This window comes from Niveispirillum sp. (assembly GCF_052437035.1).
Classification (GTDB): Bacteria; Pseudomonadota; Alphaproteobacteria; order Azospirillales; family Azospirillaceae; genus Niveispirillum.
Window position 1 is genome coordinate 315723 of the sequence record NZ_JBQVOH010000004.1, and the last position, 21073, is coordinate 336795.

The 21073-nt window shown below is 65.1% G+C and carries 16 protein-coding genes and 1 riboswitch; of the genes, 11 read left to right on the plus strand and 5 right to left on the minus strand.

Going from position 1 to position 21073, the window contains the following annotated elements:
* Nucleotides 1-120: 120 nt before the first annotated feature.
* The gene (gene ileS, locus ACT6Q8_RS13295; RefSeq protein ID WP_444732728.1) at nucleotides 121-3312 is read left to right on the plus strand and encodes an isoleucine--tRNA ligase; all 3192 of its coding nucleotides are present in this window, start codon (nucleotides 121-123) and stop codon (nucleotides 3310-3312) included.
* A gap of 84 nt (nucleotides 3313-3396) precedes the next feature.
* Here the strand turns inward: ileS and ACT6Q8_RS13300 are convergent, their stop codons facing one another.
* Nucleotides 3397-6384, minus strand: a complete 2988-nt coding sequence (locus tag ACT6Q8_RS13300) for an ATP-binding protein (protein WP_444732727.1) — start codon at nucleotides 6382-6384, stop codon at nucleotides 3397-3399.
* 226 nt (nucleotides 6385-6610) lie between these two features.
* Nucleotides 6611-7819, minus strand: a complete 1209-nt coding sequence (metZ, locus tag ACT6Q8_RS13305; RefSeq protein ID WP_444732726.1) for an O-succinylhomoserine sulfhydrylase — start codon at nucleotides 7817-7819, stop codon at nucleotides 6611-6613.
* 60 nt (nucleotides 7820-7879) lie between these two features.
* Nucleotides 7880-7959: riboswitch (SAM riboswitch) on the minus strand.
* Nucleotides 7960-8089: 130 nt separating this feature from the next.
* Here metZ and secB point away from each other — a divergent pair.
* The gene (gene secB, locus ACT6Q8_RS13310; RefSeq protein ID WP_054168591.1) at nucleotides 8090-8602 is read left to right on the plus strand and encodes a protein-export chaperone SecB; all 513 of its coding nucleotides are present in this window, start codon (nucleotides 8090-8092) and stop codon (nucleotides 8600-8602) included.
* Between the two features lie 29 nt (nucleotides 8603-8631).
* On the opposite strand, the gene ugpQ is transcribed toward secB, so the two are convergent.
* On the minus strand, nucleotides 8632-9384 hold the full coding sequence (gene ugpQ, locus ACT6Q8_RS13315; RefSeq protein ID WP_054168592.1) for a glycerophosphodiester phosphodiesterase: 753 nt from the start codon (nucleotides 9382-9384) through the stop codon (nucleotides 8632-8634).
* Between the two features lie 100 nt (nucleotides 9385-9484).
* Between ugpQ and ACT6Q8_RS13320 the strand changes: the two genes are divergently transcribed.
* On the plus strand, nucleotides 9485-9811 hold the full coding sequence (locus ACT6Q8_RS13320; protein ID WP_054168593.1) for an ArsR/SmtB family transcription factor: 327 nt from the start codon (nucleotides 9485-9487) through the stop codon (nucleotides 9809-9811).
* Between the two features lie 16 nt (nucleotides 9812-9827).
* Here the strand turns inward: ACT6Q8_RS13320 and ACT6Q8_RS13325 are convergent, their stop codons facing one another.
* Nucleotides 9828-10742, minus strand: a complete 915-nt coding sequence (locus ACT6Q8_RS13325) for a LysR family transcriptional regulator (RefSeq protein WP_054168594.1) — start codon at nucleotides 10740-10742, stop codon at nucleotides 9828-9830.
* Between the two features lie 135 nt (nucleotides 10743-10877).
* Between ACT6Q8_RS13325 and ACT6Q8_RS13330 the strand changes: the two genes are divergently transcribed.
* The 8 genes from ACT6Q8_RS13330 (at nucleotide 10878) to ACT6Q8_RS13365 (ending at nucleotide 19551) form a co-directional block, all read left to right on the plus strand.
* Nucleotides 10878-11636, plus strand: coding sequence for an SDR family oxidoreductase (locus tag ACT6Q8_RS13330; protein WP_444732725.1), 759 nt, complete (start codon nucleotides 10878-10880; stop codon nucleotides 11634-11636).
* A 75-nt stretch (nucleotides 11637-11711) separates the two neighbouring features.
* Nucleotides 11712-12554, plus strand: a complete 843-nt coding sequence (gene mutM, locus ACT6Q8_RS13335; RefSeq protein ID WP_444732724.1) for a bifunctional DNA-formamidopyrimidine glycosylase/DNA-(apurinic or apyrimidinic site) lyase — start codon at nucleotides 11712-11714, stop codon at nucleotides 12552-12554.
* A gap of 17 nt (nucleotides 12555-12571) precedes the next feature.
* A complete protein-coding gene (locus ACT6Q8_RS13340; RefSeq protein WP_444732723.1) occupies nucleotides 12572-12958 on the plus strand; it encodes a hypothetical protein in 387 nt (128 codons plus the stop codon).
* Nucleotides 12959-13233: 275 nt separating this feature from the next.
* Entirely contained in the window at nucleotides 13234-13497 is a 264-nt protein-coding gene (rpsT, locus tag ACT6Q8_RS13345) for a 30S ribosomal protein S20 (protein WP_444732722.1), read from the plus strand.
* Between the two features lie 701 nt (nucleotides 13498-14198).
* Complete coding sequence (dnaA, locus tag ACT6Q8_RS13350; RefSeq protein ID WP_054168599.1) at nucleotides 14199-15614, plus strand: chromosomal replication initiator protein DnaA; 1416 nt, start codon at nucleotides 14199-14201, stop codon at nucleotides 15612-15614.
* A 94-nt stretch (nucleotides 15615-15708) separates the two neighbouring features.
* On the plus strand, nucleotides 15709-16623 hold the full coding sequence (locus tag ACT6Q8_RS13355) for a substrate-binding periplasmic protein (protein WP_444732721.1): 915 nt from the start codon (nucleotides 15709-15711) through the stop codon (nucleotides 16621-16623).
* A 76-nt stretch (nucleotides 16624-16699) separates the two neighbouring features.
* Complete coding sequence (locus tag ACT6Q8_RS13360) at nucleotides 16700-18487, plus strand: HsdM family class I SAM-dependent methyltransferase (RefSeq protein ID WP_444732720.1); 1788 nt, start codon at nucleotides 16700-16702, stop codon at nucleotides 18485-18487.
* A complete protein-coding gene (locus tag ACT6Q8_RS13365; protein ID WP_444732719.1) occupies nucleotides 18487-19551 on the plus strand; it encodes a BsuBI/PstI family type II restriction endonuclease in 1065 nt (354 codons plus the stop codon). The genes ACT6Q8_RS13360 and ACT6Q8_RS13365 overlap by 1 nt, the downstream gene beginning before the upstream one ends.
* Here ACT6Q8_RS13365 and aroA read toward each other — a convergent pair whose 3' ends face one another.
* Nucleotides 19552-20823: a 3-phosphoshikimate 1-carboxyvinyltransferase gene (gene aroA, locus ACT6Q8_RS13370; protein ID WP_444732718.1), complete on the minus strand. Its 1272-nt coding sequence runs from the start codon at nucleotides 20821-20823 to the stop codon at nucleotides 19552-19554.
* Nucleotides 20824-21073 lie beyond the last annotated feature (250 nt).

Below are 21073 nucleotides of genomic sequence, written 5' to 3' on the forward strand. Positions count from 1 at the left end.
GGCGTGCCTTGCGCCCGCCCGTTCTGGACAGCGCCCGCCCCGATGGTTACATGAGAGTTTCCCACGGGTGCGGATACTGATCCGTGCCCCGTGCGGGCATTGCCAACGAGATGGTGTCCCATGACCGCGTCCAATGAGACCTTCCAGCCCTATCCCGCCGCCGAACCCAACCCGGACTTTCCCCGGATCGAGGAAGAGGTGCAGCGGATTTGGAAGGAGAACGCGGTTTTCCAGCGCTCGGTCGATTTCCGCCCGCTGGAAAAGGACGGCAAGCATAATGAATTCGTCTTCTATGACGGCCCGCCGTTCGCCAACGGCCTGCCCCACTATGGCCATCTGGTCACGGGCTTCGTGAAGGATCTGGTGCCGCGGTATCAGACCATGAAGGGCCGCAAGGTGGAACGCCGCTTCGGCTGGGACTGCCACGGCCTGCCGGCGGAATTGCAGTCGGAAAAGGAACTGGGCGTTTCCGGGCGTCATGACATCCTGAAATACGGCATCGACAAGTTCAACGCCCACTGCCAGGTCTCGGTCCTGCGCTTTACCCAGGAATGGGAATATTACGTCACGCGCCAGGGCCGCTGGGTAGATTTCCAGAATGATTACAAGACCATGGACATCACGTTCATGGAAAGCGTGATGTGGGCCTTCAAACAGCTCTGGGATAAGGGGCTGGTCTATGAGGGCTACCGCGTCGTGCCCTATAGCTGGGCCGTGGAATCGCCGCTGTCCAATTTCGAGACGCGCCTGGACAATTCCTACCGCGAACGCCAGGACCCGGCCCTGACCGTGCGCTTCCGCCTGGATGCGCGCGACGGCGATGCCGGTCCGCTGGATATCCTGGCCTGGACGACCACGCCCTGGACCCTGCCGTCCAACCTGGCGCTGGCCATCGGGCCGGAGATCGAATACGCGGTCATGCGCAAGGGCGATGACCGCCTGATCCTGGCCACCAGCGCCATCGGCAAATATGCCAAGGAACTGGAAGGCTACGAGCAGGAATCGACGCTCTCCGCCGAGGACCTGCGTGGCCGCACCTACGAGCCGATCTTCCCCTATTTCAAGGGGCTGGAAAAGGCGCACCAGATCCTGGTGGCGGACTTTGTTACCACCGGCGACGGCGTGGGCATCGTCCACATGGCGCCCGGCTTTGGTGAAGACGATCTGGCCGTCTGCAAGGCCAATGGCCTGCCGGTCAAGGTGCCGGTGGATGTGGCCGGCAATTTCACGGCGGAAGTGTCCGACTATGTCGGTCTGAACGTGATCGAGGCCAACAAGCCCATCATCCAGGACCTGAAGGCGCGCGGCGTGGTGCTGCGGCACGAGACGTACCTGCACAATTACCCGCATTGCTGGCGCACCGATCAGCCGCTGATCTACAAGGCGGTGAACAGCTGGTACGTCGAGGTTTCCAAGTTCAAGGACCGGATGGTCGAGCTGAACCAGCAGCAGATCAACTGGGTGCCCGGCCATGTGAAGGATGGGTCCTTCGGCAACTGGCTGGCCAATGCCCGCGACTGGAACATCTCCCGCAACCGCTTCTGGGGTTCGCCCATCCCGGTCTGGCGCAGCGACGACCCGCGCTATCCGCGCATCGATGTCTATGGGTCGATTGCTGAACTGGAGCGCGATTTCGGGGTGAAGGTCACCGACCTGCACCGCCCCGCCATCGACCATCTGGTCCGCCCGAACCCCGACGATCCGACCGGCCAGTCGATGATGCGCCGCGTGGAGGATGTGCTGGATTGCTGGTTCGAAAGCGGCTCCATGCCGTTCGCGCAGCAGCATTACCCGTTCGAGAATAAGGAACGGTTCGAAGCCGCCTTCCCCGCCGATTTCATCGTCGAATATGTGGCCCAGACCCGTGGCTGGTTCTACACGTTGATGGTGCTGTCCACGGCCCTGTTCGACTGCGCGCCCTTCAAGAACGTCATCTGCCACGGCGTCGTGCTGGACGAGGATAAGCAGAAGCTGTCCAAGCGTCTGCGCAACTATCCCGATCCGGTGGAGGTGCTGAACAACCAGGGTGCGGACGCGCTGCGCTGGTATCTGGTGTCCTCGCCGCTGATGGTGGGTGGCGATCTGGCCATGCCCAAGGATGCGCGCGGCATCGCGCAATCCCTGCGTCAGGGCGTGCTGCCGCTGTGGAACGCCTACAGCTTCTTCACGCTCTATGCCAATATCGATCAGGTGAAGGGGCAGATCCGCGCCGATCAGAAGGGGCTGCTGGACCGCTATATCCTGGCCAAGACGCGCGAACTGGTGGAAGGCATCGAAGGCCGCCTGGACAGCTACGACCTGCCGGGCGCTTATGCCATCATCACCGGCTATTACGACGCGCTGAACAACTGGTTCATCCGCCGCTCCCGTTCGCGTTTCTGGCGCGAGGCCGGGGAAGGCGATGGCCAGGACAAGCGTGATGCCTATGACACGCTCTATACCTGTCTGGTGACGGCGACCAAGGCGCTGGCCCCCCTGCTGCCGCATGTGACGGAGCGGATTTATACAGCATTGACCGGTGAGGCATCGGTGCATCTGGCCGATTGGCCGGACGTGTCGCACCTGCCGTCCGACCATGAGCTGACCAGCCAGATCGACCTTGTCCGGGAAATCTGTGCCTCGGCCATGTCGCTGCGTGAGGCCAAGAAGCTGCGCATCCGCCTGCCGCTGCGCATGCTGACCATCGTCCATCCCGATGCCGACCGGTTGAAGGACCAGTTCGATACGGTGCTGGGTGCGCTCGTCGCGGACGAGGTGAATGTGAAGCAGGTGGTGGTGTCGTCCGACATCTCGCTGGTCGGCACCCGCCAGCTGGCCGTGAACGCCGCCATCGTCGGTCCCAAGGTCGGGCCGAAGATGAAGGAGGTGATGGCCGCCTCCAAGCAGGGCAACTGGACCGACAAGGGCGACGGCACCGTCGAACTGGCCGGTGTCGTGCTGGAAGCCGGCGATTTCGACATCCGCATCCAGGCCAAGGAAGGCACGCATGCGTCGCGCTTTGCCGGCGGCAAGGGTGTGGTCATGCTGGACGTGACCGTCGATGCCGAGTTGGAAGCCGAGGGCTGGGCCCGCGATTTCGTGCGCGCGGTGCAGTCCACGCGCAAGGATAGCGGCTTCCAGGTCACCGACCGGATCACCATCACGGCCCAGGTGCCGGACACCATCGCCGGCGCCCTGACCACCCATGCCGAGACGATCAAGCGCGAAACGCTGGCTTTGTCGCTGACGGTGAACCCGGCAACGCTGCCCGAGGGCGCGGTGTCGGTTGACCTGTCGGGCACGTCGGTGTCACTGATCCTGGCAAAGGCGTGAGAAAAAAGTCGCATGCGCTTATGCTTATGCGACCTACGAACCACCGTAGGTCGCATAAGAGCGCCAGCCCGCATGCGACTTTTCCTACCCCCCCGCCACATCCACCGGCAGGGTGATCAGGAACCGCGTCCCATGCCCCGGCACGGACGCCAGATCAATGGTGCCCTGCAAGGGCCCCGTCACCAGATTATGCACGATATGCAGGCCCAGGCCGGTGCCGCCGCTGTCGCGCTTGGTGGTGAAGAACGGGTCGAAGGCCTTGGCCTGCACCTCCGGCGGCATGCCATTACCATTGTCGGTGATGGCGATGGCCACACGGTCGCTGCCGGCCCGGCCAATGGCGATCAGGATTTCCGGCCTCTCCACGCCGGCAAAGCCATGGACGATGGCGTTCTGCACCAGGTTGGACACGACCTGTGCCAAGAGGCCCGGCAGGGTGGTGATGGCAAGCCCCGGCGGGCCATCGATCGTGACGGCCACGCGCCGTTGCCGGATCATCGGGTCCAGGCTTTTCAGCACGTCACCGGCATAGGCACCCAGATCGACGGTGCGCAGGGCCTCGCTGCTGCGGTCGGCAGAAACCTGCTTGAAACTGCGGATCAAATCGGCGGCACGTTCCAGATTGCCGGTCAGGATGCGCAAGCCCTCATTCAGCTTGTCCAGGAACTGCTCCATGGCCAGCCGTTTCAGCTGGTTGGCATTGAACGCCTGCGCAATCTCGTCCCGTTCCACCTGAAGGTGCGTCGCCATGGTGAAGGCTACGCCCAGCGGCGTGTTGATCTCATGCGCCACGCCGGCCACCAGCTGGCCCAGCGATGCATGCTTTTCCTGCTGCACCAGCCGCCCCTGCGTTGCGCGCAGCTCTGACAGCGTGCTGTCCACCTTGGCATAGGCGGCGGCATTGGACAGCGCGATGGCGCCATAGGCGCAAAGCGTGCGGAAGACCAGCTTCTCCCGCTCCCCATAGGCATTTTCCGCCGCCGCCTGCGCCGTCATCACGCCCCACAGGCGTGTCCCCACGATCAGCGGGGACAACAGCAGGGTGCGCATGAAGCGCGTGCCGGGGATGTGAGAGGGGGATGATTGTTCATGCTGACCACGCAGGATCAGCATTTCCTGCCGTTCCCGTGCGCAGCGGGCGACCAGCGACACGGGATCAGCAACGCGCCGCCAGATGGTGGGCAGGGGCCGCCCCCCCTCCAGCCCATAGCGCAGTTCCAGCTGTTCCCCGCTTTCATCCACGACATAGACGGAGAAGGCATCCAGTTCCATCATGGTGCCGACATGGCGGTGCAGGGCGTGGAATATCGCTTCGGCATCCAGGGTCGCCGTGATCTGCTGCCCGATACGGCCCAGCATCTCCAGCGTCTGCGTCGCCTCATGCAAGGCGGCGGCGCGCGATGCCTCTGCGGCGGCCAACTGGCGGTGATATTCGCCTTCCGCCTTCAGGCGTTCGGTTTCAAACCCGGCCTGCATTGCCAGCAGCCGGTCGCTGACCTCCCGGCTATGGATGATGCCGCGTGCCTGACCGGCCCGCCGTTCCCAGCGCAGGGCGGCCCCCATATCCCCCGCCGCCTCATAGGCCGACGCCAGGGCCGACAAGAGATCGGCGGACGCGGTATAGCCCTGGATCGATTCGGCCAGGTCCAGCGCGCGGCGCAGATAATGGATGGCGGCGGTATCGCCCGGTTCCATATCGGGCGGCAGCGGCAGATCGGTGAAGCGTTGATGGATGGCCGCCTTGGCGCGCAACACATCGATCTCCCGCCAGCGGTCGGACCGGGCACGCACAAGGTCCAGCGCCGCATCCGCCGCCGTCACGGCATCGGCGCAGCGATCCAGCAGGGTCAGGGCGCGGGCGCGGCCACATTGTGCCTCCGCCTGCAAATCGCTCTGTTCCAGGTCGGTGCCGACATCCAGCAGATCATCGAACCAGCGCAGGGCCGCCGCCGCATCGCCGACATCCAGTTCCAGATCGCCCAGATACTGGCACGCGATGGCGTGGTTGCGGGACCGACCGAACGGGGCCAGCCATTCCAGCGACTCCAGCAGCAGATGGCGGGCACGACCCGTCTGCTGCAACCGGCGCAGGGTATCGCCCATGCCGCGCAGGCACTGACCCACCGCCGCGGGCCAGCCGGTGGCGCGGGCAAGGCCATGCGCCCGCTCCCGCCACAGAAACTCGCTGACATAATCATTCACATTGGCATGCGCGGCCCCGACATTGCCGGCCAGCAGCACGGCCAACCGCATCTGCCCGGCCAGCACCGCCTGATCACAGCCGCGCTGATAATGGCGGAGCGCCTTCATGAAATCGCCATGCGCGAAACAGACCCCGCCATGGAAATAGGCAGCGACCGCATCCAGGCCGGGATGTTCAAGCAGGGGCCCTTCGGGCAGCACACGCACCCATTCCGCCTCCGCCGCGGCGGCATCGCCGAACAGGGCGTCGCGCGCCATCCAGGCCTGGGCGATCTGCTGGCGTATGGTGTCGCCCGCGCGCAGATACAGGCTGTGGGCGTTGCGGTGGGCCTGGATGCGGCGGCGCGTCTGCCCCCGGTCCAGGGCCAGCAACGCCTCCGTCATCGAGGTATCACCCTCGCCCAGCACATCGCCGATCTGGCGGAAGGTGGCCCGCGCGCCTTCCAGCAGTGCCTCTGCCTGATCCAGTTCGGCAAACAGGGCCTTGGCCTCCGCCTTGATCAGCAGCAGCCGGGCCGTCAGGCGGCGCAATTCACGCTCATTGGCGCCGGTGGCATAGGGCAGAAGCCCCATGGCATCGGTCACCATATCCAGGGCGGCGCGCGTGTCACGCTGCCGGTTGTACCAGGCCAACGTGGTCAGCAGCAGCAGACGCTGCACCGGGTCCTGGGCATTGACCAGATGATGTTCGGCCGAGAGTACCTGTTCGGCCAGACCATACAGGTCCAGCGGCCCGACCAGGGAGGAACCGGGAAGCGTGGGGCAGTCAGGTTGGATGGGGGTATCCGGCGGCGGGTCGAAATCCGTCAGGGCCGGCAAACCGCCGACCGCGACCAGATCATCACCCGTTTCCACCACACTATCCGCCATGGACCGCCCAAGTCCGACCGCCGGCCCACAGGCTTGCGGGCAGCATTTCAATCAAATGCTACGCAACTGCCGGGCGGGGGGCAATTGTGTTCGGGGGCGGAACCCCCGGATTCTGGGATTTTTCCTGCCACCTGTGGTCGAACAGCCATGTTCGGCATGTCCATGCAGCCACATAAGAAACAGTTGAAACGGACCGGGAGTGACGGAACACCCCCGGTGCCATCGATCAACCGATCAGGCTGTCCAGACCGCGCTTGAAATCGGCGATGATGTCGTCGGCATCCTCCAGACCCACCGACACGCGGATGGTGCCGGGGCCGATGCCCAGGATCGCCTTTTCTTCCACCGACAGGCGCTGATGCGTGGTGGTGGCGGGATGGGTGGCCAGCGTCTTCGAGTCGCCCAGATTGTTGGAAATCTTGGCGATGCGCAGTTTGTTCAGCACGGTGAAGGCCGCCTGCTTGGCATCGCCGTTCACGGGCTTGATATGCAGGCAGATCAGGTTGCTGCCGGCCTTCATCTGCCGCTTCAGCAGGGCATGCTGCGGATGGCTTTCCAGCCCGGCATAGAGCACGCGCTCCACCGCCGGATGGCTTTCCAGGAAGGTCGCGACCTTCAGCGCGGCGGCCGATTGCGCCTTCACGCGCAACTCCAGCGTCTCCAGACCCTTCAAAAGGGTCCAAGCGTTGAAGGGGCTCAGCGCGGGGCCGGTATGGCGCAGGAATGGGGCCAGCGTCGCCGCCACCTCATCATCGCACAGGATCGCACCACCCAGGCAACGGCCCTGGCCATCAATATGCTTGGTGGCGGAATAGACGACGACATCCACGCCGTACTTCTTCGGCTTTTGCAGGACGGGCGTGGCGAAGACATTGTCCACCACCACCTTGGCGCCGGCCTTGTGGGCCAGCGGCACCACATGTTCCAGATCGACCACTTCCAGGCAGGGATTGCTGGGCGTTTCCAGGAAGACGAGGTTGGTGGGCACCGACAGGGCCTTTTCCCATTCCTCATTCTTGGTGCCGTCGATGATCACGCTTTCGATGCCGAAACGCTTGGCCAAATCGCTGACGATGTAGAGGCAGGAGCCGAACAGGGCGCGGCTGGCCACCAGCCGGTCGCCGGCCTTCAGCAGGCCAAAGACGGCGGCATGAACCGCGGCCATGCCCGACGCCGTGGCAAAGCAGCGGGGGTACCCTTCATACTGCGCCAGCCGATCCTCGAACATGGCGACGGTCGGGTTGCGGAACCGGGAATAGACGAAGCGCGAGCCATCATTGACGAAGGCGGCCTCTGCCGCTTCGGCACTGCCATAAACGAAGCCGGAGGTGAGATAGATCGCCTCGCTCGTCTCTTCGAACTGGGAACGGCGGGTCCCACCATGCACCAGCAGGGTGGCGGGGTTCAGATCATCGGGCAGGTCGCTCATCGCCATGGTCCTTCACAAGCCTCGACCGTTCGATCGAGGCCCGGTCCAGCGCCCTCATGCGGCGTCCGATCCATGGCTTCGACCTTTTAGCAGCTTCTTTAAAACGTGGCCTGCAATCCGGTCACCAAATCACCACGTAAGGATTGTTAAATCCCGCCGCCGCCGGCTTGTCAAGACGCGGGTGGCGCATGGCGGCACAGGCCCGGTTGCCGACTGGTGGCGTTCCGTGCTAGGTCCCGCCCAAACCTTTCACACCTTTTTAAACCGGAGTATCCGATGTCCGACGAGACGATCAACCAGGCCGAAGACGCCGCCGAGGAAGCCCAGTCCGCACGGCCGGTGCCGCCGCTCGTCGTCAATATGCAGTACGTGAAGGACCTGTCCTTCGAGAACCCGAACGCGCCGCGCATCCTGGCCAGCGCGTCCGAACAGCCGAAGATCGACCTGCAGGTCGACCTGCAGGCCCAGGGCCTGGCCGACAATGTCGCCGAAGTGCAGATCCGCCTGCGCGCCGAAGCCACGGTGGGTGACGCCACGGCCTTCATCGCCGAACTGGTCTATGCCGGCGTCTTCACCCTGCCGCCGATGCCGGCGGAGACGCAGCGCGCCGTGCTGCTGATCGAGGGGCCACGCCTGCTGTTCCCGTTCGCCCGCCAGATCATCGCCGACGTCACGGCCCAGGGCGGCTTCCCGCCGCTGCTGCTGCAGCCGCTGGACTTCGTCGATCTCTATCGCCGTCAGGTTCTCTCCCAGCAGGCGGAAATGGGCGACGCGCAGGGTAACGCCTGATCAGCTGTGGTTTCGCGGATTACGCTTCGCTAATCCGCGCTACGGTTCGTCAGCCCCTGATAAAGCCCCTTGGGCGTGTCGGTGAATACCCCGGCCACGCCCCATTGGAACAGGCGACGCGCCTGTTCGGGGTCATTGACGGTCCAGGCCAGCACGGGCCGGCCAGAAGCGCGGAAGGCGGCAACGCTTTCCGCGCTTTGTTTTTTGGCATCCACATTGATGGTGGCGGCCCCCAGCCGGTCGGCAATATTCTCCCAATCCGCCGGTTCTTCATCCATCAGATATCCGCGCGGCCATTGCGGGGCCACCACCTTGGCCATGGCCAGGGCCTGGACGGAGAAGCTGGAGATCAGGGGCGGTGGCCGGTTTGCGGGCCACAGGTTCAGCGCCATGGACAGCGCGATGCCCGCCGTCTGCTCATCCCGGCCTGGACAGGGCTTGATCTCCAGATTGAGATTGATGTCCAGCAGGGTGGCCGCCTGGATCGCCTCCGCCAGGGTGGGCACACGCTCCCCCTTGAAATCCGGCCCGAACCAGGACCCGGCATCCAGGCGGCGGATATCGGCAAAATCCATATCGGCAACCAGTCCATGGCCGTCGCTGGTCCGGTCGACATCATCATCATGCATCAGGATGGGCACGCCATCGCGCGTGATCTTCACATCCACCTCCACCCACAGCGCCCCCTGCAAGGCGCCGGTCCGCATGCCGGACAGCGTGTTCTCCGGCGCGTGGCGGGCGGCACCGCGATGGCCGATCAGGCGGGGGATGGACAGCGTCATGATGCAGGGTTCCAGGCGGGTAGATCGGGATCTGATGATAGCCGATCCGCAGGGGATTGACAGGCATTGACGTTATGTAAGTAAAAACTTACCGTAAGTCATGGCTGACATAACAAGCATTCTTGCGGCCCTTTCCGACCCCACCCGCCGGATGATCTTTGAACGGATCGCGGAAGGCCCCCTGTCCGTGGGCACACTTGCCGCCGGTTTGCCCGTCAGCCGTCCCGCCGTGTCACAGCATCTTAAGGTGCTGAAGGCGGCGGGGCTGGTCAGCGACAGAAGCGCGGGCACACGCCGCCTCTACCATATCGATCAGGCGGGCCTGGGCGCGGTGCGCCTGTGGTTGAACCGATTCCATATCGAGGCACCGGCCATACCCGTGCTGGATGTGCCGTGGGACAGCGCGCAATGGAAAGAGACGACATGAGCCGGGTAGCCGCACCCTAAAGTCCCCGATCCCAGGGTGGGGTGCCCTGGAAAGCCTCTGCCAGGAAGTCCACCATCACCCGCACCTTGGCCGACAGGTGCCGGCGTGAGGGGTAGAGCGCCAGAATGTCGATATCGGGCGACCGGTATCCCGGCAGCAGCGGGATAAGCCGCCCCGCACGCAGATCGTCGCCCACTAGGAAGGTCGGCTGCCGGATAATACCGATCCCGTCCAGCGCCGCCATGCGGGCTGTGTCGCCATTATTGCTGGACATCACCTCCTGCACCCGCACCAGCTGTTCCCGCCCCCCTGCATCGGTCAGGGACCACTCGTCGGGCGCGACGGCGTGGGAATACAGAATGCAGCGATGGTTGGCGGCCAGATCCTCCGGGCTTTCCGGCTGGCCGTATCGGGCGATATAGGCCGGCGACGCGCAGACAAGATTGCGCGAAATTGCCAGCCGCCGCGCCACATGGCTTTGCGATCCGGCCCGGGAGATGCGGATGGCCATGTCATAGCCTTCCTCCACAATATCCACGACCCGGTCGATCAGCGCGATATCCAGCGACACGTCAGGATGCAGCGCCATGAAACGCGGCCAGAGCGGGGCCAGATGGCGGATACCGAAGCTGACGGGTGCATTGATGCGCAACCGCCCACGCGGCTGCACGGCGGCGGCCCCGGCCAATGCCTCCAGCTCCGCCACCTCATCCAGGATCAGGCGGCCGCGGTCGAACAAGGCCTGGCCCGCCTCCGTCAGTGACAGGCGGCGCGACGTGCGGTTCAGCAGCCGCGTGCCCAGATACGCCTCCAGTTCAGCGACATAGCGAGTGACATTGGCGGGCGACGTGTTCAGCGCATCCGCGGCCTTCGCGAAGCCGCCCTTGCTCACGACGCCTACAAAAACCTCAAACGCGCGCAACCGGTCCATGGCGGCTCCAACCATTCAGTAAAACTGAATGATATAACCATTTTCATTCCATCGATGAAAGTAATCATGAGGCTTAGGGTTCAATCATCAACGGCGCCGATGACGGTGCCTACCCAAACCGAAAGAACCCCGATCATGAACCGCTTGCAGAACAAGGTCGCCATCATCACCGGTGCCAGCGCCGGTATCGGTCGCGCCACCGCCCGGCTTTTCGCCGCCGAAGGCGCCAAACTGGTTGTCGCCGCCCGCCGTCAGGCCGAACTGGACAGCCTGGTGACCGAAATCGAAGCCGCCGGTGGTCAGGCCGTGGCGCTGGCCGGTGACGTACAGTCCGAAAGCTTTGCCAAGGCCCTGGTCGATCTGGCCATCAGCCGCTTCGGTAAGCTGGATATCGCCTTCAACAACGCCGGCACGCTGGGCGCCATGGGTCCGACCGACAGCATTGATGCCGACGCCTGGAACCAGACGCTGGCCGTGAACCTGACCAGCGCCTTCCTGGGCGCCAAGTACCAGATCCCGGCCATGGGCAATGGCGGCTCGGTGATCTTCACCTCCACCTTTGTCGGCTATACCGGCGCCTTCCCCGGCATGGCCGCCTATGCCGCCAGCAAGGCCGGTCTGATAGGCCTGACCCAGGCGCTGGCCACCGAATATGGACCGAAGGGCGTGCGGGTGAACGCCGTCCTGCCGGGGGCCGTAGAGACGGAGATGTATCGCGCCGCCAACGACACCGCCGACAAGCAGGCCTTCATCAATAATCTTCACGCATTGAAGCGTGCCGGTCAGCCTGATGAACTGGCCAAGGCGGTTCTGTTCCTGGCGTCCGACGACAGCAGCTTTGTCACGGGTACGGCCAGCATGGTCGATGGCGGGCTGTCGGCGGCCCGCGCCTGAAACCCGGCCTTCGCGATGGGGACCCGGCCGTGCTATCACGACCGGGTCCTTTTCGTGTGATCAGAGCCCCCATCCATGCCCGAATTGCCTGAGGTTGAAACCGTCCGACGCGGTCTGGCCCTGAAGCTGGAGGGGCGGCGGCTGATAAGGGTGGATCAGCATCGGCCCGACCTGCGCTTCCCCCTGCCCGTCGATTTCGCCAAGCGTCTGACGGGGCGGCAGGTCCTGTCGCTGGATCGGCGGGCCAAATATATCCTGATCCGGGTTGAAGGCGGGCTGGTCTGGATGATCCATCTGGGCATGTCGGGCAGCATGGTGGTGAAACCCGGCCCGGCCCCCGCCCCCACCACCCATGACCATCTGGTCTTTCATACCGATGATGGCTGGGTCGTCACCTATAATGACGTCCGTCGCTTCGGCTTCATGGACCTGTTCGATGAGGCCGGGATGGATGCCCATCCCATGCTGGCGGCGCTTGGCCCCGAACCGCTGGGCAATGGTTTCCATGGCCAGGGATTGTCGGCCAAGCTGCGCGGGCGGGCCGCCCCCATCAAATCCATGCTGCTGGATCAGAAAGTCGTATCGGGCCTGGGCAATATCTATGTCTGCGAGGCCCTGTTCCGCGCCGGCATCGACCCGACACGCAGCGGCGACAGTGTTGCCGGGGCCGATGCCGAACGGTTGGTCCCCATCATCCGCGATGTCCTGGGAGAGGCGATTGCCGCCGGCGGCTCCAGCTTGCGCGACTTTGTGCAGTCCGATGGGGAGCTTGGCTATTTCCAGCACAGCTTCCAGGTCTATGGCCGCGAGGGGGAGGCGTGCGGACGCTGCGACTGCGACATTGCAAAGACCGGCGGCGTGGCCCGCATCACCCAGGCCGGGCGCTCCACTTTCTTCTGTGCGCGCCATCAGCGTTGAGGTATCGAGGATAGATCATGCCGCACCTGATCCGGGGCCTTCGCGCCCGTGCCGCCGCCGCACTGATCCTGCTGACCACCGCGCTTCTGCCGGGGGCAGCCCTGGCCGCCTTCGTGCCGGGGACGGAGGATGTACCCCTGGCGCCGGGCCTGACGGCCAGTGCCGATGACGCCCTGGTCTTCGACAATCCCACAGGCCGCATCATTCAGGCGACCGCGACCGGCGTCAGCGACGCCGACGCCATCACCCGCTTTTATGCCGAAACCCTGCCGCAGCTGGGCTGGAGCCGGGGCAAGGATGGGCGCTGGGCACGCGGGGATGAGGTGCTGGACATCGCCATCGCCATGGATGCAACAAGCCGCCGCCTGACGGTGCGGTTTCAGCTTTCGCCGGCGGGGAATTGACGGAACACAGGTGATGCTCTCGGCACGCAAACCTGCCTGAACAACCTATGGGGTGTTCAAATGAAGTCGCCCCCTATATACATCGCATTACTGCTGACTGTCTTGTGACGGGCGTGTCTCGACTCGGGGCTCGACTCTGGCGCAGTCCGAAAGGCGACTGTCAGACCAGCAAGTTTCGTATGGGGACCCTGCCCGCACCCGCTTGACGGGGCGTCTGGCCCCTTGTATAAGCGCCGCTTCCTACGGCACCACCATGTTCCGCGTAAAGGTTTCCTATGGCCAATCATAAGTCCGCTGAGAAGCGCATCCGTCAGACCGCCACCCGGACTGAGGTCAATCGCGCCCGCGTCAGCCGTATCCGCACCTTCCTGAAGAAGGTTGAGGCCGCCATCGCCTCTGGCGACAAGAGCGTCGCCGCTGAGGCCTTCAAGCAGGCCCAGCCCGAGATGATGCGCGGTGTGAGCAAGGGCGTGCTGCACGCCAACACCGTTTCGCGCAAGCTGTCGCGTCTGTCCGGCCGTATCAAGGCCCTGGGCTGATCCTTCGCTAGCCGTAGAGGAACCCGCGCGGTGCCTATCGCCCGCGCGGTTTTCTTATGGCGCCACGAAACCGGGTTCATGTCCCGCCCCACATCCTTTTCAAAGGGTTGCGGCTTGGGCTTGTTGAATCCGTGGCGAACGATTTTTGCTTTTTTCGGCGTTCCCTTTTCGGTCCCGTTGCGACTCTTCCGCCACCCCTCTAGCATCCCTCAACTGCTGTTCGGCAGTGCAATGGAAGCGATGCAGACGGGTGTATGGCGTCTTTGGATTGTAATCCAAAGTGGCGCGCGGATAATGGATGTGTATTACATCCCAAGTCCCGACCCCCGGCGATCGCCTGCCATTTCTTGAAAAACAAGACCTGTACGAAGGGGGTATTCCGCAAGGGAACGTCCGTTGTTACGGTTTTGTGTTTCCGCAACCATCTTCATTACCCACAATAAGGGTGAACCGAAGAAGGATGGGGCGGGTCGGGTACCGGTGTGGGCGGTGCCAATGGCGACATTGGCCCTGATGATAAGGGAATGGCTGATCGCGGCGCCGGGGCGCCATGGATCGGCCAGTGGGTCGCAGGCCTGTAGGTTATGCGCAGGGGTGGTTTTGCCGTCCCGGACGTTTCAATCCTGGTTGCGGATGACGCGCGCTGCGATGGCGGGCGCGCTGCGGTGAAGTTGAGCCTTGGGGCGGGGAGCAACGGTCGAATGTCAGTGCAGGGTTCGCTGGATCAACAGTGGGCGCGGGTGCGGGGCCGCTTGAAGGATGAGGTGGGCGAAACCGCCTATCGTTCCTGGCTGAAGCCGCTGACCGTCGGTTCGCTGGATGGCGGACAGCTGCGCATCCTGGTGCCGACCCGCTTCATGCGCGACTGGATTCGCACCCATTACGCCGACCGTATCCGCGCCCTGTTCTCCGGTGAGAATCCGGGCGTGCAGTCGGTGGAGATCGTGGTGGCCAGTGCCGCCAAGCCGGACCTTACCGCCACCCCTGCCAATGACGCGCCTGTCGCACCGCCTGCGGCCAAGCCGGAACCCGTCACCGAACTGGTGATCGAACCCAGCCCCGCACTGGTGGTGGTCGAGGACCGCACCGACGAGATGTCGGCCCCGCTGGACCCGCGCTTCACGTTCGAGAATTTTGTTGTGGGCAAGCCGAACGAGCTGGCCTTTGCCGCCGCCCGCCGCGTGGCCGATGCCCAGGCCGTGCCCTTCAACCCGCTGTTCCTCTATGGCGGCGTGGGTCTGGGTAAGACGCATCTGATGCACGCTATCGCGTGGGCCATCCGCAAGAAGGACCCGTCGCGCCGCGTCATCTATCTGTCGGCCGAAAAGTTCATGTATCAGTTCATCCGGGCGCTGCGCTTCAAGGACACGATGGCCTTCAAGGAGCAGTTCCGGTCGGTCGACGTGCTGATGATCGACGATGTGCAGTTCATCAGCGGCAAGGACAGCACCCAGGAAGAATTCTTCCACACCTTCAATGCCCTGGTGGACCAGAACCGTCAGGTCATCATCAGCGCCGACAAAAGCCCGTCGGACCTGGAAGGCATGGAGGAGCGGCTGCGCTCGCGTCTGGGCTGGGGTCTCGTGGCCGATATCCACCCCACGACTTACGAGCTGCGCCTGGGCATTCTGGGCCAGAAGGCCGACCGCATCGGTGCCAAGGTGCCGCCCAAGGTCCTGGAATTCCTGGCCCACAAGATCACCAGCAATGTGCGCGAGTTGGAAGGGGCACTGAACCGCATCGTCGCCCATGCTGAGCTGGTGGGCCGCGCCATCACGCTCGAATCAGCGCAGGATGTGCTGCACGATCTGCTGCGGGCCAGCAACCGCCGCGTGACCATCGAAGAGATTCAGAAGAAGGTCGCGGAGCATTTCAACATCCGCCTGGCCGACATGAGCAGCGCCCGCCGCGCCCGCGCCGTGGCCCGCCCGCGTCAGGTGGCCATGTATCTGGCCAAGCAGTTGACACAGCGCTCCCTGCCGGAAATCGGCCGTAAATTCGGCGACCGCGACCACACCACCGTCATGCATGCCGTCCGAAAGGTGGACGAACTGTGCGGCACCGACCCGGCCTTCGCCGAAGATGTCGAACTGCTGCGCCGCATGCTGGAGGGGTGACAACCCCCACTGCGCGCCCATGTCCCCTTGCCATCCCCTGCCCCCGGATGTTTCCCTGAAGGAATCGCGACGGGGGCGGATGCCGGGAGAGCGCATGATGCGGGGACGCAGGGGCCGTTGGGTGGCATTGCTGCTGGCGTCGCTTTTTATGGCCGTCCCCGCGCTTTGTGCCGAAACCGCCGAACCCACCATCGTGCGTGTCTCCGACTGGCAGTCGCAGGGGCAGGAGACGCGGGTTGATTATTTCCATGACCTGTTCCGCCGCCTGATAGACGAGACGACGCCGCGATATGGCCCCGTCCGCATCGAGCGGGTGCGGGAGAAGTTCAGCCAGGGCCGGCTTCTGGCGGAACTGAAGGCCGGGCGCATCGATGTCACCTGGACCGGCACCAATATCGAGCGGGAGAAGGAGGGTAACCCCATCCGCATCCCCATCGATATGGGCCTGATCGGGCAGCGGGTGCCCGTCATCCGGGCGCGTGATGCCGCTGCCTTTGCCGCCGTCCGCACCGTGGAGGATCTGAAGCGCTTCACGGCCTGTCAGGGCGCGCAATGGCCGGATTTCGACGTGCTGGCCGCCAGCGGCCTGCCCCAGGTGACCAATGTGCATTTCGACCAGCTTTATTCCATGCTGCGCGCCGGTCGCTGTGACTATTTCGCGCGCGGTCTGGCCGAGGTGGCGGAGGAGTATGAGACCTATGGCGGGTCGGACCTGATGGTCTTTGACAGGCTGGTCATCGCCTATCCCATGCCGGTCTATTTCTATGTGGCGCCGGGCATGGACAGCTTGGCCCGCCGGCTGGAGGAAGGGTTGCGCACCCTGCTGGCCAATGGCGAATTGAAGCGCATGCTGTCCACCCATCCATCCACACGCGGCGCCTTCCCGCTGGAACGGTTTAATGAGGCCACCATCATCCGTCTGCCCAATCCCAACCTGCCGCCGGCCACCCCCTTGTCGGACCCGACCCTGTGGCTGAATGTGGGCAGGCCGGGTAACGGGCCGTCCTGACGGGATCGCGCTTGCGTCCGTCCGGACCCTGAACGATCATGGAACATCTGGAACCTGAACCGTCCCCAAAACCCCCTTGTCCCGCCGCCCGATCCCGCCCGCCGCGATAAAGCCGGCCCCCACCGACGCCCCCGAACCGGGGGCGTTGCTGTTGGCTGCCGTCGCGTCCCTGACGGCGCAGCAGCGCCGTCAGGAGGCGGCCCTGGTGCAGCTTGTGGTGCGCGGCTGGTGGCAGGCGCTGGAGACGGGCCTGGACCTTTCCCCGCCCCCCGTCACCAAAACACCGCCCAGCCTGGGGGCAGAGGTTGCCGCCGCCGCCCGTGCCTATGGCGAAAGCCTGGCACCGCTACCCGTGGCGGCGGTGGCGGACCGGATCGGCGCCCTGCATGCCGGCCTGATGCCGTCCGATGAACGGGCACGCCACGGTGTCTATTACACGCCACCCGCCCTGGCCGCCCGCCTTGTCGATCTGGCCGAGGGCGGCAAGGTCGATTGGGCCGAGGCCCGGGTGCTGGACCCGGCCGCCGGCTGCGGCGCGTTTTTGGTACCCTCCGCGCTGCGCATGGCCAAGGCCCTGAAGGGTGTGGAACCGGCATTGGCCCTGCGCTCCATCGCCAACCGCCTGCGCGGGCTGGAACTTGACCCTGTCGCCGCCTGGATATCGGGGGTGATGGTGGAGGCGGCACTGGCCCCCCTGATCCGGGCGGGGGGTAAGCGCCTGTCACCCTGCCGGCACGCCGACGCGCTGTCCATCTCGGCGGCGGCGGAGTTTGATCTGGTGATCGGCAACCCGCCCTATGGCCGCCTGACCCTGGCGCCGGACATGCGGGCGCGGTTCGCGCGCAGCCTGTATGGCCATGCCAATCTCTATGCCCTGTTCATGGATCAGGCCGTGCGCTGGACCTTGCCGGGCGGGCTGATCGCTTTCCTCACCCCCTCCTCCTTCCTGGCCGGGGATTATTTCAAGCATCTGCGCCGCACCTTGTCCGATCTGGCCCCGCCCCTGTCGCTGGATTTCGTCGATGAACGCAAGGGCGTGTTCGACAATGTCCTGCAGGAGACGGTGCTGGCGACATATCGCCGGATGGGGCCGAAGAAGAAGCGGCCCGAACGCGCCCTGGTCAACATGATCCGGGCCGGCAGCGGCGGTGAGGGCCTGACCATCCTGCCATCGGGTTCCTTCACCCTGCCCGATGAACCGACCGCCCCCTGGATCCTGCCGCGTCATGCCAGTGAGACGGGATTGGCGACACGGCTGCGCAGCCTGGACAGCCGGCTGCGCGACTGGGGCTATCGCGTCGCCACCGGCCCCCTGGTCTGGAACCGGTACAAGCCGCAGATCGCGGACAAGCCGGGCAAGGGGGCTGTGCCCCTGGTCTGGGCCGAATCCGTCACGCCCGATGGCCGCTTTACCTATCGCTGTGAGAAGGCCAACCACAAGCCTTGGTTCCACCCGGCGCTGAAGGGCGATGACTGGCTGCTGACCCGCCGGCCCTGCGTGCTGTTGCAGCGAACGACGGCCAAGGAACAGGCCCGCCGCCTGATCGCCGCCGAAATGCCTCTGTCCTTCCTGACCAAGCATCCGCGCGGCGTCACGGTGGAAAACCATCTGAACATGCTGCTGCCGCTGGATGACACCCCGCCCCCGGTGCCGCCCGCCGTCCTGGCCGCCTTCCTGAACAGCCGGGCCGCCGACCGCGCCTTCCGCTGCATCTCTGGTTCGGTCGCCGTGTCGGCCTATGAGCTGGAGGCCATGCCCCTGCCGCATCCGGCGGCACTGAAGGAACTGACGGCGCTGGTGGCAGCGGGTGCGTCGCGTGAGCGGCTGGATCAGGCCGCCGACCGTCTGTACGGGATTTCCTGATGCATCCCCTCCCGCCGTTGCTGGAACGGGCGGAGGTGGCCCGCCGCCTGCGCCTGATTTTCCCGGAAGGCACGCCGGAACGGGATAAATGCGTGCGCGATGCGGCGGCGGCCACCGTCGCGGCCTTCCTTTATATCGGGGCGGTGGAAGGGGCGGACATCTGGCTGAACCCGGTGCATGTGGTGCGGCTGGGCGATACGCGCATGCTGTTCAACGCCGATGCCCCGTCACGCGCCGACTATGCCAAGGCCCCGCGCGCCACCGGTGAACGCTGGTATCAGGATAACAGCCGCGAACAGGTGCGCGATGAGGTCATCCGCCAGGGACTGATCCCCAATGGCGCCGTCATCGAACGGGCGGGCGTACCCACGACATCGTCCAAGCCGCGCTATGCCCTGGCCGCCCCCTTCGCCGCCCTGTTCGATCCCGGTTTGCAGGGTGAGGCGCTGGTGACAGCGGCCAAGGCATGGGCCGATGCCACCCTGAACCCCATGGCGCTGGCCCGCATCGTGTCCTTGCGCGGCTCCACCGACCGCGACGGGGCCGATATCCTGGTCCGCTTTCCCAATGGGGAGACGCGGTTGCTGGCGCCGGGACCCAGCAGCCGTATCGCGCAGGCCGTGGTGGAACAGTTCGCACCGCGTTTCCTGACCGATCCTGTGGTGCTGTGGCTGTCGGAAAGTGCGGCCAAGGTGGCGGCGCGCGATGAGGGCTGGATCAAGCGGCTGCGCCTGCGCATCACGCCCGACCGCACCCTGCCCGACATCATCCTGCTGGACCGGGGACACAGCGCCGCCGACCTGAAACTGGTGTTCGTGGAGGTGGTGGCAACCGACGGCCCCGTCACCGAGCAGCGGGCCAGGGCCTTCCTGGATATCGCTGCCGAGGGGGGCTTTGCCCCATCCAGGGTGGCCTGCATCACCGCCTTCCTGGACCGCGACCGGGCAGAGGTGAAGAAGGCCCTGCCCTCACTGGCCTGGGGAAGCCATGTCTGGTTCGCGTCCGAACCCGAACGGCTTGTCCGCCTGCTGGCAGAACCCGGCCCCCTGCAGGGCATGGGGTGATTAGTTTCGGGTTACCAGTTCCACGCCCAGCGAACGCAGCGCATCCCAATAGCCGGGATAGGTCTTGGCGACACAGCCAGGGTCCAGGATAGTGATGCCATGAATCTTCAGCCCGGCCAGCGCGAAGGACATGGCGATGCGGTGGTCGGCATAGGTGTGGATATCGGTGGGCAGCGTCTGGCCGGCCAGGGCCGGATCGGCCGCCACGATCAGATCATCGCCTTCCTCCCAGGCCAGACCCGGACGGATCTTGGCCAGTTCGGTGGACAGCGCCCGGGTGCGGTCGCATTCCTTGACGCGCAGATTGGCGATGCCGACAAAGCGCACAGGATGATTGTTGAAGGCCGCCAGCACGGCCAGCGTCGGCACGGCATCCTGCATCTGTGACCCGTCAATGACCGCCGGCATATTGGGGAACTGCGCGATCACAGCCTGGGCACAGGCGTCGGGTTGCGTGAAGGCATCCGACGGCACGCCCAGGTCGATACGCCCCCCGGTCAGCACCTCTGCCGCCCAAAGGTAAGTCGCCGCTGACGCATCGGGTTCGATCACATAATCGGCAGCCTTGTACCCGGTGGGCAGCACGCGCCAGGTGGCGGCATCACGCTGTTCCACCACGGCGCCAAAGGCGCGCATGGCCGCCAAAGTCAGGTCGATATAGCCGCGCGCGCCGATCTCGCTGCCGGTCAGGGCGATATCGATGGGGCCGCCGGAACAGGCTGCCGCCATCAGGATGGCGCTGACATACTGGCTGGACAGGCCGGCATCGATCTCCACACGGCCCCCCGCCAGCGCACCCTTGCCACGCACGGTGACGGGGGGGCAGCCGGTCGGTGCCTCCAGATCGACGCCCAGCGCCATCAGCGCCTTGACCAGCGGGCCGATGGGCCGCTTGCGCATATGCTCATCCCCGTCCACCACGACGGTGCCATCGACGGTGGCAACGGCGGCGGTCAGGAAGCGGGTGGCCGTACCGGCATTGCCCAGAAACAAGGGCCCGGTGGGGGCCGTCAGTCGCCCGCTGCTGGTCACGATGAATGTCGTGGCGTCGGGTTCATAGACGGTGACGCCCATCTGGCGCAGGGCGTTGGCCATGTGCCGTGTATCATCGCTTTTCAGCGCGCCTGTCAGACGGCTGGTACCCGCGGCGAGAGCGGCCAGCAGCAGGGCGCGGTTGGTGATGGATTTCGATCCCGGCGGCACCACGCGGCCCGTCAGGGGGTGGGTCGGCGGAATGACCGTCACTGCCGCCACGCCCGTCGCCGTCACCATCGCCATCCCCCTTGCCAGACCGCACAGAACAGGCGGCGACCCTACCAAGCGGGCGGGTGCGCGGAAAACCTCTTTGCCACCGGGGGCGGTGTGCGTGGGGCGCAGGGCGGGTTGCTTGCCCCCCTCGTCATCCCGGCGGAAGCCGGGATGACGAGGGGGAGTGGCCAAGCTGCGGAGTTCGCCAAAAGCGAAAATGGCGGGCCGTCCCAACCAGGAGACGGTCCGCCATTTCTCGATAGCCTCTCGGCTT